The sequence below is a fragment of the Sphingomonas corticis genome (genome assembly GCF_012035195.1).
GTDB classification, from domain to species: Bacteria; Pseudomonadota; Alphaproteobacteria; order Sphingomonadales; family Sphingomonadaceae; genus Sphingomonas; species Sphingomonas corticis.
Genome location: NZ_JAAVJH010000006.1, coordinates 1 through 17429, shown reverse-complemented (window position 1 = coordinate 17429; position 17429 = coordinate 1). Strand labels below are relative to the sequence as shown.

17 protein-coding genes are annotated in these 17429 nt (G+C 72.2%); 6 read left to right on the top strand and 11 right to left on the bottom strand.

Features of this window, described 5'->3' with window-relative positions:
• Nucleotides 1-25 precede the first annotated feature (25 nt).
• Nucleotides 26-1342, top strand: coding sequence for a saccharopine dehydrogenase NADP-binding domain-containing protein (locus HBH26_RS21180; RefSeq protein WP_209308499.1), 1317 nt, complete (start codon nucleotides 26-28; stop codon nucleotides 1340-1342).
• Complete coding sequence (locus HBH26_RS20430; RefSeq protein WP_338057330.1) at nucleotides 1225-1707, top strand: DUF4166 domain-containing protein; 483 nt, start codon at nucleotides 1225-1227, stop codon at nucleotides 1705-1707. Before HBH26_RS21180 ends, HBH26_RS20430 begins: the two co-directional genes overlap by 118 nt.
• A gap of 52 nt (nucleotides 1708-1759) precedes the next feature.
• Here the strand turns inward: HBH26_RS20430 and secA are convergent, their stop codons facing one another.
• The 3 genes from secA to HBH26_RS10930 form a co-directional block, all read right to left on the bottom strand.
• A complete protein-coding gene (secA, locus tag HBH26_RS10940; protein ID WP_168134652.1) occupies nucleotides 1760-4495 on the bottom strand; it encodes a preprotein translocase subunit SecA in 2736 nt (911 codons plus the stop codon).
• Between the two features lie 99 nt (nucleotides 4496-4594).
• Nucleotides 4595-4846, bottom strand: coding sequence for a hypothetical protein (locus HBH26_RS10935; protein WP_168134651.1), 252 nt, complete (start codon nucleotides 4844-4846; stop codon nucleotides 4595-4597).
• A gap of 56 nt (nucleotides 4847-4902) precedes the next feature.
• Nucleotides 4903-5739 (bottom strand): TonB family protein, encoded by an 837-nt coding sequence (locus tag HBH26_RS10930; protein ID WP_168134650.1) that lies wholly within the window; start codon nucleotides 5737-5739, stop codon nucleotides 4903-4905.
• A gap of 43 nt (nucleotides 5740-5782) precedes the next feature.
• Here HBH26_RS10930 and argJ point away from each other — a divergent pair, with 43 nt between their 5' ends.
• Nucleotides 5783-7009, top strand: a complete 1227-nt coding sequence (gene argJ / locus HBH26_RS10925) for a bifunctional glutamate N-acetyltransferase/amino-acid acetyltransferase ArgJ (protein ID WP_168134649.1) — start codon at nucleotides 5783-5785, stop codon at nucleotides 7007-7009.
• A gap of 171 nt (nucleotides 7010-7180) precedes the next feature.
• Here argJ and HBH26_RS10920 read toward each other — a convergent pair whose 3' ends face one another.
• Genes HBH26_RS10920 through HBH26_RS10900 form a run of 5 tightly spaced genes read right to left on the bottom strand, consistent with a single transcriptional unit; the run spans nucleotide 7181 to nucleotide 11009 of the window.
• A complete protein-coding gene (locus HBH26_RS10920) occupies nucleotides 7181-7990 on the bottom strand; it encodes a copper resistance protein B (RefSeq protein WP_338057328.1) in 810 nt (269 codons plus the stop codon).
• Nucleotides 7987-9750, bottom strand: a complete 1764-nt coding sequence (locus tag HBH26_RS10915; protein WP_168134648.1) for a copper resistance system multicopper oxidase — start codon at nucleotides 9748-9750, stop codon at nucleotides 7987-7989. The genes HBH26_RS10920 and HBH26_RS10915 overlap by 4 nt, the downstream gene beginning before the upstream one ends.
• A 7-nt stretch (nucleotides 9751-9757) precedes the next feature.
• Complete coding sequence (locus HBH26_RS10910; RefSeq protein ID WP_338057327.1) at nucleotides 9758-10327, bottom strand: RNA polymerase sigma factor; 570 nt, start codon at nucleotides 10325-10327, stop codon at nucleotides 9758-9760.
• Nucleotides 10324-10755: a periplasmic heavy metal sensor gene (locus tag HBH26_RS10905; protein WP_168134647.1), complete on the bottom strand. Its 432-nt coding sequence runs from the start codon at nucleotides 10753-10755 to the stop codon at nucleotides 10324-10326. The genes HBH26_RS10910 and HBH26_RS10905 overlap by 4 nt, the downstream gene beginning before the upstream one ends.
• The gene (locus HBH26_RS10900) at nucleotides 10755-11009 is read right to left on the bottom strand and encodes a hypothetical protein (RefSeq protein ID WP_168134646.1); all 255 of its coding nucleotides are present in this window, start codon (nucleotides 11007-11009) and stop codon (nucleotides 10755-10757) included. The genes HBH26_RS10905 and HBH26_RS10900 overlap by 1 nt, the downstream gene beginning before the upstream one ends.
• Before the next feature lie 124 nt (nucleotides 11010-11133).
• On the opposite strand from HBH26_RS10900, the gene HBH26_RS10895 reads away from it, so the two are divergent.
• The 3 genes from HBH26_RS10895 (at nucleotide 11134) to HBH26_RS10885 (ending at nucleotide 14792) form a co-directional block, all read left to right on the top strand.
• Entirely contained in the window at nucleotides 11134-11499 is a 366-nt protein-coding gene (locus HBH26_RS10895) for a copper resistance CopC family protein (RefSeq protein WP_168134645.1), read from the top strand.
• A gap of 138 nt (nucleotides 11500-11637) precedes the next feature.
• A complete protein-coding gene (locus HBH26_RS10890) occupies nucleotides 11638-14466 on the top strand; it encodes a TonB-dependent receptor domain-containing protein (RefSeq protein WP_168134644.1) in 2829 nt (942 codons plus the stop codon).
• The gene (locus tag HBH26_RS10885) at nucleotides 14463-14792 is read left to right on the top strand and encodes a hypothetical protein (RefSeq protein WP_168134643.1); all 330 of its coding nucleotides are present in this window, start codon (nucleotides 14463-14465) and stop codon (nucleotides 14790-14792) included. The genes HBH26_RS10890 and HBH26_RS10885 overlap by 4 nt, the downstream gene beginning before the upstream one ends.
• 30 nt (nucleotides 14793-14822) lie before the next feature.
• Here the strand turns inward: HBH26_RS10885 and HBH26_RS10880 are convergent, their stop codons facing one another.
• The 3 genes from HBH26_RS10880 to HBH26_RS10870 all read right to left on the bottom strand — a co-directional run.
• A complete protein-coding gene (locus tag HBH26_RS10880; protein ID WP_168134642.1) occupies nucleotides 14823-15800 on the bottom strand; it encodes an MBL fold metallo-hydrolase in 978 nt (325 codons plus the stop codon).
• 9 nt (nucleotides 15801-15809) lie between these two features.
• Nucleotides 15810-17141: an ABC1 kinase family protein gene (locus HBH26_RS10875; protein WP_168134641.1), complete on the bottom strand. Its 1332-nt coding sequence runs from the start codon at nucleotides 17139-17141 to the stop codon at nucleotides 15810-15812.
• 38 nt (nucleotides 17142-17179) lie between these two features.
• Nucleotides 17180-17429: cation:dicarboxylate symporter family transporter (locus tag HBH26_RS10870; RefSeq protein WP_168134640.1), on the bottom strand; the 250-nt coding region annotated here is incomplete at its 5' end.

The following is a 17429-nucleotide window of genomic DNA, read 5'->3' as shown; positions in this document are numbered from 1 at the left end:
TCGCCGCACCGCGGCGGGGGGCGCGATGAAGGTTCTGATCCTCGGCGGCTATGGCGTGTTCGGCGGCCGGCTTGCGGAACTGCTATCCGACGCGGCCGGGCTGGAACTGCTGATCTGCGGTCGCGACCTCACGCGCGCGCAGGCGTTCTGCGCGCGCTTCCGCGGGCAGGCGTCCGTTCGTCCGATCCTCCTCGACCGGCGCGACATCGAGGACGGACTGCGGCGGCTGACACCGGACCTGGTCGTCGACGCATCCGGTCCGTTCCAGCATTACGGCGAGAGGCGCTACGGCGTGATCGCGGCCTGTATCGCGGCGGGCATCGACTATCTCGACTTCGCCGACGCGGCCGACTTCGTGTTCGGCGTGTCGCGCTTCGACGCGGAGGCGAGGACCGCCGGCGTCTTCGCGCTGTCGGGCATCAGCAGCTTTCCCGTGCTGACGGCCGCCGTGCTGCGCGCCATGGCGAGCGACATGGAGATCACCGCCGTGGAGGGAGGGATCGCGCCCTCCCCTTACGCGGGCATCGGCCTGAACGTGATGCGCGCGGTCGTCGGCTACGCCGGCGCGCCGGTGACGCTGCGGCGCGGCGGAGCGACGGCGCACGGCATCGGCCTGGCGGAGAGCCGGCGCTTCACGGTCGCCGTGCCGGGGCGGGTCCCGCTGCGCGATCTGCGCTTCTCACTGGTCGACGTGCCCGACCTGCAGGTGATCCCGCCGGACTATCCCATGATGACCGACATCTGGATGGGCGCGGGACCGGTGCCGGAGATCCTGCACCGCGCGCTCAACTTGCTGGCGAGGGCGCGTGCGGCGTTCCGGCTGCCGTCGCTGGTGCCGTTCTCGCGCCTGTTCTACCTGGTGCTCAACGCGATGAAGTTCGGCGAGCATCGCGGCGGCATGATCGTGCGTGCGCGCGGAACCGTGGCGGGGCGGCGCGTCACGCGTAGCTGGCACCTGCTGGCCGAAGGCGACGACGGCCCGTACATCCCGTCGATGGCGGTGGAGGCGATCGTGCGCAAGCTGCTGGCGGGAGAGCGGCCCGACGCGGGCGCCCGCCCCGGCACGCACGCGCTCGACCTGGCCGACTACGACGCACTGTTCGCCGGCCGCGCGATCTACACGGGATGTCGCGACGACGACGCCGAGAAGCGGGCGCGATCTACCCGAACATCCTCGGATCGGCCTTCGACACCCTTCCCGCGCGCGTGCGCGAGCTCCACGCCGTGCGCGTGCCGCGGCGCTGGAGCGGGCGCGCGCGGGTGCGGCGCGGTACCGGGTTGCTGGCGCGGGCGGTCTGCGCGCTGTTCCGCTTCCCGCGGCCCGGCGACGACGTGGCCGTGACGGTGGACCTGGTTCCGGAAGGGGCGACCGAGCGCTGGACGCGAACCTTCGACGGCCGCCGCTTCTCGTCCGTCCAGTCCAGCGGTCGCGGGCGCGACCGCCACCTCCTGGTCGAGCGGTTCGGCGGGATCGCCGTGGCGATCGCGCTGGTCGTCGACGCAGGGCGCTTGCTGCTCGTGCCGCGCCGCTGGTCCTTCCTCGGCCTTCCCCTGCCCCGCGCCCTGCTGCCGCGCGGCGAGAGCTTCGAGGCGGAGGAGGACGGCCGGTTCCGCTTCGACGTCGAGATCCGCGCGCCGGTGGTGGGGCTGATCGTGGCCTATCGAGGAGAGCTGGCGCCCGACCCGGCGACGATCGGCGCGGACTGATCCGGCCGCACGCGGATGCGCTTCAGCCTCGCTGGATCAGGTCCGCACCCCGTCATGCCGCGCCGTGACAATGCTTGTACTTGCGGCCCGAGCCGCACGGGCACGGCGCGTTGCGGCTCACCACGCCTTCCCACGACGCGGGGTCCTCGCCCAGCTCCACCGCATTGGGCTGCACGATCTGCAACGGCGGCAGCTGCGTCTGGACCAGCCCCAGCGTGCCCGCGTCGATGTCGTTCGAATTGTCCTCGCCCGTGAACGGGTCGAAGTGGGTGGTGATGAAGTCGGGCAGCTCGGGCATCGGCGGCGGCGCCTGCATGCGGAACTGCGCGTGCGCGATCGTCTTCGTCACGTCCTCGCGGATCGCGTCCAGCATCCGCTGGAACAGCGCGAACGCCTCCTGCTTGTACTCGTTGATCGGCGTCTTCTGCGCGTAGGCGCGCAGGTGCACCACCTGGCGCAGCGCGTCGAGCGTGGCGAGATGCTCCTTCCAGTGGTGGTCCAGGTTCTGGAGCATGATCGACTTTTCGATCTGCACCCAAGTCTCCGGCTCCAGCTCCGCCGCCTTCGCCGCGACCGCCGCGTCCGCCTCCGCCTGGACCCGCTCGGTGACGATCTCAGGATCGATCGCCTCCTCCTTCAGCCACTCGTCGACCGGGGGCTCCATCGCCAGCACGTCGGCCAGCCGCGCCTTCATGCCCTCCACGTCCCACTGCTCGGGATAGGAATTGGGCGGGCACGCGTCGCCGACGATGGCGTTCACCGTCTCGGCTCGCATGTCCTCCACCACGTCGCCCACGGTGTCCGCGTCCATGATGTCGGCGCGCTGCTCGTAGATCACCTTGCGCTGGTCGTTCATCACGTCGTCGTATTCGACGACCTGCTTGCGGATGTCGTAGTTGCGCGCCTCGACCTTCTTCTGCGCGGTCTCGATCGCCTTGGTCAGCCACTTGCTGCCGATCGCCTCGCCGTCCGCGATGTTGTTGCGCATCATCTTCGCGAACAGCGTGTCGGGACCGAAGATGCGCAGCAGGTCGTCGTCCAGGCTGAGGTAGAAGCGGCTGAGCCCGGGGTCGCCCTGGCGACCCGAACGGCCGCGAAGCTGGTTGTCGATGCGGCGCGATTCGTGCCGCTCGGTGCCCAGCACGAACAGGCCGCCCGCTTCCAGCACGCGCGCCTTCTCCGCCTCGATCTCGCGGCGGATCGCCTCGATCGCAGCATCGCGGTCTGGCCCCTCGGCCATGCCGGCAAGCTCGTCCTCGACACGGAATTCCAGGTTGCCGCCCAGCTGGATGTCGGTGCCGCGGCCCGCCATGTTGGTCGCGATCGTCACCGCGCCCAGCCGCCCGGCCTGCGCCACGATATGCGCCTCCTGCTCGTGGTAGCGGGCGTTCAGCACCGAATGGTCGACGCCCTCCTGGCGCAGGAACTCGCTCAGCAGCTCGGACTTCTCGATCGACACGGTGCCGACCAGCACCGGCTGTCCCTTGTCCGCGTGCTCGCGGATCTTCTTCGCGATGGCGCGGAACTTGTCCTGCGTGTCCTTGTAGAACTCGTCCTCCTCGTCGACGCGGCGGATTTCCCGGTTGGTCGGGATGGTAACGACGTTCATCTTGTAGATATCGTAGAATTCGGCCGCCTCGGTCGCGGCGGTGCCGGTCATGCCCGCCAGCTTGGGATACATGCGGAAATAGTTCTGGAAGGTAATCGAGGCCATGGTCTGGTTCTCGGGCTCGATATTGACGCCCTCCTTCGCCTCCACCGCCTGGTGCAGCCCGTCGGACCAGCGGCGCCCGTCCATCATGCGACCAGTGAATTCGTCGATGATGACGATCTTGCCGTCCTTCACGATATAGTCGGTATCCACCTTGAACATCACGTTCGCGCGCAGCGCCTGGTTCAGGTGGTGGACGACCTGCGTGTTCTCGAAATCGTAGAGGTTCGCGCCTTCCAGCAGCCCGGCCGCCTCCAGCATCCGCTCGATCTTCTCCGTGCCATCCTCGGTCAGCACGATCGTCTTCTGCTTCTCGTCCTTCTCGTAATCGCCCTCGTCCAGCTGCTTCACGACGGCGTCGACCTGCAGGTAGAGCTCGGACTTGTCGTCGGTCGGGCCGGAGATGATGAGCGGCGTGCGCGCCTCGTCGATCAGCACCGAATCGACCTCGTCGACGATCGCCATGGCGAACGGGCGCTGCACCATGCTGGCGCGCTCGTACTTCATGTTGTCGCGCAGATAGTCGAAGCCGAATTCGTTGTTCGTGCCGTAGGTGATGTCGGCGTTGTAGGCGGCGCGGCGCTGCTCGTCGGTCAGGTTCGGCACGATCACGCCCACGGTGAGGCCGAGGAAGCGGTACACGCGGCCCATCCAGTCGGCGTCGCGGCTGGCGAGATAGTCGTTGACGGTGATGACGTGGACGCCCTCGCCCGGCAGCGCGTTGAGATAGGTGGCGAGCGTGGCGACCAGCGTCTTGCCCTCGCCCGTCCGCATCTCCGCGATCTCGCCGCGGTGGAGGACGATGCCGCCGACCATCTGCACGTCGTAGTGGCGCTGGCCGAGGACGCGGCTCGCCGCCTCACGCACCGTGGCGAAGGCCTCGGGCAGGATCTTGTCGAGCGTCTCGCCCGCGGCCAGCCGCTCGCGGAACAGCGTCGTCTGGTTGGCGAGGGTGGCGTCGTCCATCGCCTGCAACGCGGGTTCGAACGAAGCGATCTTCTTCAGGATCGGGTCGAGCGACTTGACGTAGCGGTCGTTGGACGAACCGAAGAGCGACTTGGCGATGCCACCGAACATGGGCGGGTTCCTGTATCTGCGTATGGCGCGGTCGCCGCATCGATGCGGCCCGCGCTGGTGATGGGGCGATGGAGGACGGCCGGGGTACGGCCGACGCGGCTATTCGCGCCGCCGCCCGGCGAACAGCGGCTCGGCCGCGGCGAGCGTCCAGCGGGCCGCCAGCGGGGCCGCGGCCAGCAGTGCGGGCGCGGGGAGCGCGGCCACGGGTCGCGCGGCCGGGGCGGCGGCGAGCCGAGGCGCGGCGACCCGCGCCTGCTGCGCCACCGCCTGCGCCACCTGCGGCTGCCGCGCGCTCGCACCCACGCCGGTGAGGGCGGAGAGGAGTGCGGAGAGGAGCAGCAGCAGGTTCACGCGCGCGGACATAGGATGCGACGGCGGCGGCGTCCACCTGTCGCGGCAGCCTGCGGTCAATCGGGCAGCCGCCACGTCACCCGCCGCGACTTCGAGGTGGCGACGGCGCGCCCCGCCGCGTCGCGCGCCGGGCGGTAGCGGGCACGGTTCATGATCGCCGCGCAGGCGGCCTTGTCGAGGCGGGGATGGCCGCTCGTCTCCACGGCCTGGCAGTCGCGCGCCCTTCCGTCCGCGCCGATCGTCCAGTCGATGCGGACGGTCCCCTGTTCGTTACGACGGGCGGATTCCACCGGATAGTCGTCCGGACCGATCCAGCTGGCCTCGTCCGCCATGCCCATCGCCGGCACCGCGACCGCGTCGCCGGCGACCGGCGGCAGGCGCCACCGATAGGCGCCGGAGAAGCGGCGGAACCGCTGCGCCCCCTCGACGCGGACCGGTGCGTAGCGCCCGCGCTCGCGCAGGAGGCGGCAGGTGGTGGCGTCGAGAATGGCGTTGCCGCTCGACCGCAGCACCGTGCAGCGCGCGATGCGGCCGTCGCGCGCGACGTCCCACGCGATGTCGACGACGCCTTCCGCCCGTGCCGGGCGCGCGGCGGCGGGATAGTCCCCGGCACCGATCCAGTCGTGAAGGCCCGGCGGCGGAGGCGCGGGAGGCGCGCCGCCGGAAACGGATCGCACGCCCGACGCCCCCCGGGCGGTCACCCACGTCCACGCCCGTTCCGCCAGCCACAGCATCGAGACCGCGCGCACCAGCAGCAGCGCGCCGACCAGCGCCAGCACGCCGATCATCAGTCCGCGCCCGTTGCCCACGAACCAAGGCTCCGGCCGCGCCCGCGTCGGATCGCGGCCGTGGTCCAGCACCCGCGTCCGCGGGAACAGCTCCCTGTCGCTCACGCCACCCCTTTTTCGCCGATCGGACCCAGCCTATGCGCGGCGCATGTCCACGTCCATCTCCCCCCTCGCCCTCCCCTTTCCCGACATGAGCCCCGTCGCCGGCGTCACGCTGCGCGTCGCGCGGGCGCGGTACAAGGAGTGGGATCGCTGCGACCTGACCGTGGCCGAACTGGCGCCGGGCACCGTCGTGGCGGGGGTGCTGACGCAATCCCGATGCCCGTCGCCGGAGGTGGAATGGTGCCGCCGCGCGCTGGTGCTGGGCGAGGCGCGCGCGCTGGTCGTCAACGCGGGCAATTCCAACGCCTTCACCGGGCATCGCGGGCGCGCCGCGGTGGAGGCGATCGCGGCGCGCGCGGCCGCCGCCTTTGGGTGCAAGCCCTCGGACGTGTTCGTCGCCTCCACCGGCGTCATCGGCGTGCCGCTGCCGATCGACAAGGCGGAGGCGGGACTGGACGCCGCCGTCGCCGCCGCCCCCGCGGACTGGCGCGCCGCGGCGGAGGCGATCGGCACCACGGACACCTATCCCAAGGGCGCCACCGTCACCGCGATGGTCGACGGGCGGACGGTGACGCTGGCGGGGATCGTCAAGGGGTCGGGCATGATCGCGCCGGACATGGCGACGATGCTCGGCTTCGTCTTCACCGACGCGGCGGTGGAGGCGGGGTTCCTCCAGCGCGCGCTCGCCGACGCCAACGCGCGCACCTTCTCCTGCATTACCGTGGACGGCGACACCTCGACGAGCGACACGGTGCTGGCCTTCGCCACCGGTGCGGCGGGCAACGCCCCGCTGGCAAGCGAGGAGAACGCGGGCGCCGACGCCTTCCGCGCCGCGCTGGCGGACCTGTGCCGGCAGCTCGCGCTGCTGGTGGTGCGCGACGGCGAGGGCGCATCGAAGCTGATCGAGGTGATCGTCGAGGGCGCGGAAAGCGACCGCTCGGCGCATCGCATCGCGATGTCGATCGCCAACTCGCCGCTGGTGAAGACCGCCATCGCGGGCGAGGACGCCAATTGGGGACGCGTCGTGATGGCGGTGGGCAAGGCGGGCGAGCCGGCCGAGCGCGACCGCCTGTCGATCCGCTTCGGCGCGACGCCGGTGGCCGAGGCGGGGCTGGCGGTGGAAGGCTATGACGAGGCGCCGGTCGCCGCCCACCTGAAGGGCAGGGAAGTGGAGATCGGCGTCGACCTCGGTCTGGGCGAGGGCAGCGCGCGGGTGTGGACCTGCGACCTGACCCACGGCTACATTTCGATCAACGCGGATTATCGGAGTTGAGCAGAAAGTCGTGAGCGCCACCGCCCTCCGTTCGGCCTGAGCCCTTCGACTGCCTGCCAAGGCAGGCGCTCAGGACAGGCTTCGGCACGTCGTGCCGAAGTCGAGGGCGATGCGCGCCGTGGCTGTGCTGCGACTTCGCTCAGCACGAACGGGTGTTGGAGGGAGGGCGGCTCAGAACCAGAACCGCACCCCCGCGACCCAGTTCGTCGCCGACGCCCTTTCCCCTTCCGCCCGCGCGAACCGCGCCGCGGCACCGAACTTGCGTTCGCGATGCACGCCCACATAGGGCGCGAACTCGCGGCGGATCTCGTAGCGCAGTCGCAGGCCCAGCTCCGCCTCCGACACGCCGGCGCCGACCGCCAGCTCGGGCACGTCCTGCGCCGCCAGCGTCACCTCCGCGGCGGGTTGCAGGATCAGCCGCTGCGTGATGCGCTGGTCGTAGCTCGCCTCCAGCCGGGTCTGCAGCTCGCCGCGGGTGGAGAGGAACGCCTGCGCGCTGACGTCAAACCAATAGGGCGCGAGGCCGTCGATGCCGATCACCGCATGCGTCCGCCGCCCGCCGCGCCCCAGATCCTGCCGCACGCCCGCCTCCGCGTTGAACCACGGGCCGATCGCGCGGCGGTAGAGCGCCTGCACCTCCGCTTCGTCGGGTGCGTGGCCGAACTCGCCCTCGCCCTCCGTCGCCAGCGCGAAACGATGGATGTCGCCGCCGATCCAGCCGTCCGCCTCCCAGGCATAGCCGTCGCGCCCGCGTACGGCGCGATACTCGAGCCGGTCGACCAGCACCTGCGAGAAGGTGCCGCCGCCGTGCTCGCGCGTCATCGCGGCGCGGGCGCGCGCCATCGCCGACGGATCGTAGACCGCGTCGGCGGCGTGGTCCGCGGGCGCAGGCGGGCCGGCGCGCTCCGTGGCGGGTGCCGGGGAAGCCGGGGCGTGGCCGGCATGGTGCTGCGCGGCGGCGGCGAGGAGCAGCAGGATCACGCCGCGTCCTCCACCCCGCCGCCCTCGTGCCGCACCGTCACCACGCGCATCATGCCCGAATGCATGTGCATCAGCATATGGCAGTGGAACGCCCAGTCGCCGAGCGCGTCGGCGGTCAGGTCGAAGCTGGCCTTGCCGCCGGGCAGCACGTTCACCGTGTGCTTGCGCGGCGCGTGGTCGCCCGCGCCGTTCACCAGTTCGAAGAAATGGCCGTGGAGGTGGATCGGGTGCGGCATCATCGTGTCGTTCACCAGGGTCACGCGAACCCGCTCGCCGTGGCGGAAGGCGATCGGCTCGGCGCCCTCCGACAGCTTCACGCCGTCGAACGACCACATGTAGCGCTCCATGTTCGCCGTCAGGTGGATGTCGAGCGTGCGCGAAGGCGCGCGGGTGTCGGGATTGCGCGTCGCCGACTTCAGCTGCGCGTAGGTGAGGACGCGATGCTCCTCCGCCTCCAGCCCGGTGGGGCGGTCGGCGATGCGATCGACCGGCATCGGCGAGATCGTCGCCACCCCCGGTCCCATCCGCACGCCGGGCGCATTCGCGGGGTCGCGCATCTTCATGGAGTGGCCGGCGTGGGGATCGCCGGCGGGCTGGCTGAGGTCGATGACGGCATCTCCCATGCCGCCCTCCCCCATGCCGCTCATGTCCATCCCCATGTCCTTCATCGTCAGGACGGGGCGCGGGCGGCGCGGCGGGATGGCGCCGGCCATGCCGATGCGCGGCGCCAGCGTGGCCCGCACCAGGCCGGAACGGTCGATCGCCTCCGCGACGATCGCGTGCGCACGCGACTCGACCGGGCGGACGATCACGTCGTAGGTCTCGGCGATGCCGATCTGCAGCTCGTCGGTCTCCACCGGTTGCACGGCCTGCCCGTCGGCCTGCACGACCGTCATCGCCAGGCCGGGCAGGCGGACGTTGAAGTTGGTCATCGCCGAGGCGTTGACGAGGCGCAGCCGCACGCGCTCCCCCGCGGTGAACAGCCCGGTCCAGTTCTCCTGCGTCCCGTGGCCGTTGACGAGGTAGTGGTACGTGCTGCCCGTCACGTCGGAGACGTCGGTCGGATCCATCCGCATCGCGCCCCAGTGCAGCCGCTCCTCGAGCGGCTGGTCGCGCCCGGCGATCAGCCCCGCCAGCGTCTGGCGCTGCATGTTGAAATACCCGCCCTGCTGCTTCAGCCGGCGCAGCTGCGCGTGCGGGTGCATCGGACTCCAGTCGGACAGGACCAGCACGTACTCGCGCTCGCTGGCGACCGGATCGGGTGCGGCGGGGTCGATCACGATCGCGCCGTAGAGGCCCATCGCCTCCTGCATGCCCGAGTGGCTGTGATACCAATAGGTGCCCGACTGGCGCACCGGAAAGTCGTAGACGAAGGTCTCGCCGGGGCGGATGCCGGGGAAGCTGATGCCGGGCACGCCGTCCATCGCGAAGGGCACGAGCAGCCCGTGCCAGTGGATCGACGTGTCCTCCTTCAGCGTGTTGGTGACGGACAGGCGGACGTGCTGCCCCTCGCGAAGCCGGATCAGCGGCGCGGGCAGCGTGCCGTTGACGGCGACCGCGTGCGCGGACCGGCCGCCGGTGCGGAAATGGCGCTCGCCCACGGTCAGCGCGATCGTATCGCCCGATAGCGTGCCGGGCGCCGTGGCGAGGCCGGCGTGCCCGCTCCGCGCCCAGGCGGGCAGCGCCGGCGCGAGCGCCAGCGCACCGGCGCCGCGGATCAGGGTGCGGCGGTCGATCGCCGTCGAAGCAAGGGGAGGCATGACTCGTCTATACGCGCGGCGGCGCGCTTTCCCTCATCGTCTCGGCCAGCCGCCGGCGGGCGCGGTACAGCCGCGTCTCCACCGCCTTCTCGCCGATGCCGAGGACAGCGGCGGTCTCCGCCTGCGACATCTGCTCCACGCCGCGCAGCAGCAGGACCTCGCGCAGCGCGGCGGGCAGCGCGGCGATGGCGGCGCGCGCGCGGGCGAGCCGCCGGCGATCGTCCGCGGCTTCCTCGGGCGTGGGGGCGGGATCGGCGGCGTCCAGCGCCTCGTCCAGCGGGCGGGCGCGCGCGAAGAAGCGACGCACGGCGCGGCGGCGGGCGTGGTCGCGCGCCTTGTTGAGCGCGATCCGCGCCAGCCAGTGACGGAACGGCCGCGCCGGATCGTAGCGGGACAGCGCGGCGAAGGCGGCGACGAACGCCTCCTGCGTGACGTCCAGCGCCGCGTCGGCGTCGCCAGTGGCGCCGCGCGCCATCCGGTACACGGCGTCGCGGTGGCGCGTCATCAGCGCGGCATACGCCGTCTGATCGCCGCCGATCGCTCGCGCGGCGAGGTCCGCGTCGCTCGGGTCCGTCACCGCGACGGCGCGGTCAGCGTCCGCACCACCGCGGCGTCGTAGCGCGCGGCCTGATCGGCGCGCAGCACGCCGCGCATGGCGAAGACGTGCTTCAGCGTCTCCTTCTGCACCTCGCCCATCACCTGGTGCGAGCGATCGACCGCGGCGGCGACCCGCGGACCGTAGCCGTGCTCCGCCGCGATGGCGCGCGCCAGGACGCGGTTCTGCGCCCGCATCGCCTCGTCCAGCGCGGCGCGGCGCTGCGCGAAGTCGCGTTCCAGCGCCGCCACGCGCCGCTGTTGCGCGGCATCGAGCCGCAGCCCGTTGTGGAGCAGCGCGTGCAGTTCGCTCTCGCCCGCGGCGCGCGGTGCGGTGGCGAGCCGCGCCGCCGCCACCCCCGCCAGCGCGGCGAGGAAGGCGACCAGCGCCACCAGCGCGTAGCGGCGCATCACTCCGCCAGCAGTCGCGACGGCGCCAGGTCCGACAGTCCGAGCGCCACCGCCCGCGCAGGCGCGGCGGGCAGCGTGCCGCCCACCACGCCAACGCCCAGCGCCAGCGCCGCGGCGAGCGCCACCGCGCGCCGCGCCGCCGCGCGCTCGCGACGCGCCTCCAGCCCCGCCATCACCGCGTCGCCCAGCGCGGCGAGGCGCGCGTCGACAGGTTCGCCGCGCATCCGGTGTAACAGCCCGTCGAGATCGTCCATCGCTGCCGTCCTTCCACCGGCTGATACGCAGCCGCCGCGCCGATCCCTCGTTCATGCCTGCGCCACGAGGGGTGGGGCAAGCGCGCGCGTATCGTTGCCGTCACTTCCATCGATGGATCTTCCCATGCGCCCTGCCCTGTTCCTCCCCCTGATCCTGCTCGCCACCCCCGCCGCGGCGGAGCCGGCGCTCGTCGCCGCAGCACCCGCGAACGGCGCGAGCGTGGCGAAGGTGACGCGGCTGTCGCTCACCTTCTCCGAGCCGATCGCGCCGGCCAGCACCGTGGAGCTCGTCATGACCGGCATGCCGGGAATGAAGGACCATCCGCCGATGCCGATCCGTGGCTTCGCGGCGGCGGTGGACAGGGACGGCCGGTCGCTGACCGCCCCCCTCCCCCGCGCGCTGCCCGCGGGCAGCTACGACCTGAGATGGCGGGCCGTCGGCGCCGACGGGAAGCCCAACACGGGTACGATCCGCTTCACGGCGAAGTGACCTCCCACGTCGGTGACGTGAAGGTGTGGCCCGGGGGAAACAGCCGCGCGACAACCAGCCGGCAAGGCGCCTTCGCCCTTTGACGATCGTCAGCCCGCCCTGCGATGATACCGTCACAGGTTCAGGAGGTTGTCCGTCATGCGTGCCGTTTCCCCATTCCGCCTCGCGGTGACGATCCTCCTCTCTTCGGCGGCGCTGCCCGCGATGGCGCAGGTGGCGCCCGGCGGAGCGGTGGCGCCCGTCGAGGCGGAGGGCGGGGAGGCGGACATCACCGTCACCGGATCGCGCATCCAGGCCCCGGGGCTCACCGCGATCAGCCCAGTCGCCTCGGTCGATCAGGAAGCCATCGCGCTCGACCGCGCGCTCAATATCGAGAGCGTGCTGAACCGCCTGCCGCAATTCACCGGCAGCTTCGGCGGCGTGTCCAACGGCGCGGATTCGCGCGGCGCGGCGACCGCGGACCTGCGCGGGCTGGGGCAGAACCGCACCCTGGTGCTGATCGACGGCACGCGCGGCGCGCCGTTCGGCTTCCGCAACTCGGTCGACCTCAATTCCATCCCTGCCCCGCTGGTGAGCCGGGTCGACGTGCTGACCGGCGGCGCCGCTGCGGTCTACGGCTCGGACGCGGTGGCGGGCGTCGTCAACTTCATCACGCGGAAGGATTTCGAGGGCGTGGAGGCGAGCGTCGTCTCCAACTTCACCGAGCGCGGCGAGGGCGTGACGCGCGGCGCGAACCTGACCTTCGGCAAGAACCTGGGCGATCGGGGCAATGTCAGCGGCTTCCTCGGCTGGTCGGAACGCGACCCGCTGGTCAAGGCCGACCGCAGCTTCGCCGCGCCGGAGCGGACCGACACCGCCGTCACCACCGCGCGCCCGCTGGGCGGCTTCTTCCGTCGCAGCGACAGCGCCGCGGTATTCAACCTCACCGGCGTTGGCGGCGCGGCGGCGGGCAATACCTTCGGCTTCACCGACACGGGCGCGCTGGCGCCGCTCGCCACCAGTAGCGTGCTGAGCGGGCGCGAGAGCCTGCTGCTGTCGCAGCAGCGCCTCAACGCCAGCCTGTTCGGCAATTACGACCTGGCCGACGCGGTCGAGCTGTACGGCCGCGCCATGTACAGCCGCACGAAGGTGCGCGACGTGCTGCCGCCCGCCAATGTGGCCACCAACGTGCTGGTGCGGCGCGACAATCCGTACCTGACGCCACAATTGAGCGCGATCCTCGCCCCCTCGTTCAACCGCACCAACGCGGGCGCGCTCGGCGGAACCGACGCGGTGCTGCTGACAGTCACGCGCTCGCTGGGCGAGCTGGGCGACCGCGTGACGGAGACCACGCGCGAGACCGCGCAGGGGCAGCTGGGCCTGCGCGGCACCGCCGCTGGCGTGCGCTGGGACGCCTATGCGCAGTACGGCATCAGCGACGAGCGCAGCCCGATCACCGGCGAGGGCGTGCTCGCGCGCTTCCAGCAGGCCGGCAACGCCACCGTCGGTGCGGGCGGCGCGGCGGTGTGCGCCGACGCGTCGAACGGCTGCGTCCCCGCCAACATCTTCGGCCCCGGCGCGATCTCCGCGGGCGCGGTGGACTTCATCGGCGAGGTGGTCGATCAGGGGCGGCGGCGCGAGCAGTGGGTGGCGGGGCTGACGCTTGCCACCGACACCGGCAGCTTCCTGACGCTGCCCGGCGGGCCGGTCGCGCTGCTGGTCGGCGCGGAATATCGCGACGAGCGCGGGCGCAACACCTACGGCCAGGTCGCGCAGGCAGGGCAGACGTTCAACCAGGGCACGCGCGTCAACTTCGCGGGCGGCTACGACGTGAAGGACGTGTTCGGCGAGGTGCGCGTGCCGCTGCTCGCCGACCGCCCGTTCTTCCACGCGCTGAACGTGGAGGGCGCGTACCGCTACTCCGATTATTCGACCAGCGGCGGGGTCGACGCGTGGAAACTGGGCGGCGACTGGGCGCCCTTGCGCGACGTGCGCTTCCGCGGCAGCTACCAGCGGGTCGTGCGCGCGCCGAACATCGGCGAGCTGTTCGGCGCCACCAGCAGCATCAGCCTGGTCGGCCGTGCGGTCGATCCGTGCGCCAACCCGGCCGCCTCCGGCGCGTCGGTAGAGACGTGCGTGGCGAGCGGCGCGCCCGCGGGCGGCTTCGTGCAGGACCTGTCCGCCGCGCTGTTCATCTTCGGCGGGCGAGCGACGATCCAGCCGGAAACGGGCAAGACCTGGACCGCGGGCGCGGTGTTGACGCCCACGTTCCTGCCGGGCCTGACGCTCAGCGCCGATTACTACGACATCACGATCGACAATGCGGTGGGCGCGGTGCTGCCGCAGCCGACACTCGACACCTGCTTCGTGATCGTGCGCGACATCAACAACCTGTTCTGCCAGCAGGTACGGCGCCAGCCCAACGGCCAGCTCGCCTCCGTCGACAGCTCCGACATCAACGTCGCCCGGCTGCAGTCGCGCGGGATCGACATCGTCGGCGATTACGGCGTCGACGTGGGCGCGGTCCGCGCGGGGCTGAGCTACGCCGGCTCGGTGGTGCTGAGCCAGCGACAGCAGAACGGCGCCACCGCCCCCGTCATCGAATGCGCCGGCCGGTTCGGCGCGACGTGCGGGCTGGAAGTACGGCGCGCTTTGCCCAAATACCGCCACCGTACCGACCTCAGCCTCGGCGGCAGCGGCATTAGCGGGGGCGTGACGCTGCGCGGCACGTGGCGGATGGAAGGGCCGGTGACCGACGACACGCCCGCCACCGTCTACACCGTGGAGCGGATCGGCGCGCAGCATTACTTTGACCTGGCGCTGTCGTTCGACGTCGGCGAGCAGGCGACGTTCATCGTCGGCGTCGACAATCTGTTCGACCGCCAGCCGCCGCTGGCCTTCGGCAATGCGGCGGACGCGAACACCTTCCCGCAATCCTACGACGTCCTCGGCCGCCGCTTCGGCGCGTCCTTCACGCTGCGGCGGTGAGCCGGCGCGCGCCGCCGGTCACGCCCGACGGCCGCTACATCGTCGTGCGCGGGCGGCTGTGGCGGCGCGCGAACCCACACCTGCCGGCGAAGGAGCGCGCGGCGTACGTTCGCGCGCTGATGACGGCGCGCCGCGCCGTGGGTGCCGCGCGGCGGGCGGGCGACGAGACCGCGCTCGCCGACGCGCGCGCCGCGGTGGATGCGGCGAAGGTGGCGCTGGGCGAGCGCGGGCCGGTGTGGTGGGCGGGCGGGGAGGACCTGAACCGCCACCTGGCGAGAAACACGCGCTACGCCGACTGGTATGCCGGGCTGGAGGAGGAAGACTGACGTCTTCAGTCGGTTGCGACGGTTTGTCGCTTACCAATCGTACACCCCGCCAGCCTCCGCCGCGACGAACCGCTCCGCCGCGATCCCGCGCTTGGCCAGCGCCGCCGCCAGCGCTTCCCGTGGCGCGTCGCGTGCCTCGTCGGTCAGCTGGAACGTGCCCCAGTGGATGCCGAGCGCGCGTCCGGCGCCGACGTCGTCGAAGATGCGCACCGCCTCCGCCGGGTTCACGTGCTGCGCCGCCATGAACCAGCGCGGTTCGTAGGCGCCGATCGGGATCAGCGCCGCGCGCGGGCTGCCCAGCCGTTGGCGCACGTCGGCGAAGATGCGTCCGTCGCCGTAGCCGGTGTCGCCGACGAACCAGACCGCTCCCGCCGGCGTGTCGAGCCAATGGCCCGACCACAGCATCATCCGCGTGTCGCTCGGCCAGCGGTTGGACCAGTGACAGGCGGGCGTCAGCGTCGTCGCGATCCCCTCGCCCAGCGCGATCCGCTCCCACCAGTTTCCCGCCACCGCGCGCGCACCGGGCACCGCGGCGCGCACGACCGCGTCGTTGCCGAGCGGCATCGCCATCAACGGCGCGTCGCGCGCGTGCAGCCGGCGCAGCGTGGCGACGTCCATGTGGTCGTAATGGGCATGGCTCAACAGCACCGCGTCGATCGGCGGCAGGTGGTCGAAGGCGATGCCGGGGGCGGTCACCCGTCGCGGGCCCACGCGTGCGAAGGGGCTGGCGCGATCGGAGAAGACCGGGTCCGTCAGCACGTTCACCCCCGCCGCCTGGATCAGCAGCGAGGCATGGCCGATCATCGTGACGCGCAGCCCCTCTACCCGAGCGTCCGGTCGGGCGGGCACAACCGGCACGGAGCGCGGCCAGCGCGCCGCCGCCCCCGCCAGCTTCCAGCGCAGCAGTGCCGCCAGCCCGCGGTCGGTGGAAGCCTGACCCGGGTTGAAGAAGCGGGTGCCGTCGAAATGGTCGCTCGGCGGCCCCTGATAGTAGCGGTTCGTCGCCATGCGCCCGATCTAGCGCCCGATCGCGGCCGCGGCCAATGCGCGGACGTCGACCCGCGCCTTCAGCCGCGCGGCGAGCAGCGCGGTGCCGCTCACCTTGCGCTGCACGAACAGGGTCTCGACGTGGGGCACGTGCCAGGTGGCGCGATCGGCGATCATCGCCTTCGCCTCCTCGCGCACCACCGGCACGAAGGCGCGGTCGCCGAAGTCGAACGGGCCGGGACGGTTCAGCGCGGCGTCGATCGCGGCGATGATGCGGTCGACCGCCGCGCCGTGCGCCGCCGCCGCCGCCTCGCCGAGGAAGCCGGTCTCGATCGCCACCGCGCGCACCTGCGGCAGGTCGCGCGCCAGCCCCGCCTCGATCAGCCGGCGATAGGCCGCGGCGGTCTCCCCCGGCACCGCGCGGGTGGCGCCGAAATCGAGCAGCACCAGCGCGCCCGTTTCCGGCTGCCAGCGGTAATTGGCGAAGTTCGGATCGGTCTGCATCGCGCCGAACTCGAACAGCTCGCGCAGCACCAGCTCGACCAGCGCGGTCATCGCCGTGTCGCGCGCCTCCTGCGGCGCCTCCGCCAGCGCCTCCACCGGCCGCCCCTCGACGAAGCTCATCGCCAGGGCGCGGCGCGTCGTCAGCGCGTCCTCGGCCACGGGGACGACGTAGCGCGGGTCGCCCGCCAGCCGCGCGGCATAGGCACGCATCTGCTCGCCCTCGCGCAGGTAGTCCGCCTCCTCCTTCAGCTGGCGTTTCGCCTCGGCGAGCAGCGGCGCGAGATCCAGCCCCGGCGGCAGCACGCCGGAGACGCGCAGCAGCGTCGCGACATTGTCCACGTCGGCGTCGATGCTCTGCGCCACGCCGGGATATTGCACCTTCACCGCCAGCACGCGTCCGTCGGGCAGGGTCGCGCGATGCACCTGCCCGATCGATGCCGCCGCCATCGGCGCGGCCTCGAAATGGCGGAAGCGGCGGCGCCAGTCCGCGCCCCATTCCTGCCGCAGCACGCCGTCCAGCTGCGCCGGCGGCATCCGGTACGCCTGGTCGCGCAGCCGCGCGAGGATGGCGGACAGCTCGGCGGGCAGCAGGTCGCCCGCGTCCATCGAGATCATCTGCCCGAGCTTCATCGCCGCACCGCGCAGGTGCGACAGCCGGTCCGCGACCCGCGCGGCATTGGCCGGGGTGAGGACGAGGTCGCCCATGCGCGGACGCTCGCCCGCGGCGAGCCGCCGCGCGCCTTCCGCCAGCATCCCGCCCGCGATCCCGCCCGCGAGCCGGCCGAACCCGCCCAGCCGCGCGATCCGCCCGCTCGGCACCGCGCGGTGCCGCACCCGTCCTTCGTCGTCCTCGCTCATCCGGGCTGAACGAGGCGCGGGCGCGGCGGCTCCCGTCTTTATTCCGCCGGCATCGCGCCGGCGGGCATCTGGTCGACGCGCGGGGCGCGTCCGGCGAGGGCGGCGTCGAACTGCGCCTTGTCGAGCCGGCCTTCCCAGCGCGAGACGACCACCGTCGCCACCGCGTTGCCGATGAAGTTGGTCAGGCTGCGGCACTCGGACATGAAGCGGTCGACGCCCAGGATCAGCGCCATGCCGGCGACCGGCACGCTCGGCACGATCGACAAGGTGGCGGCGAGCGTGATGAAC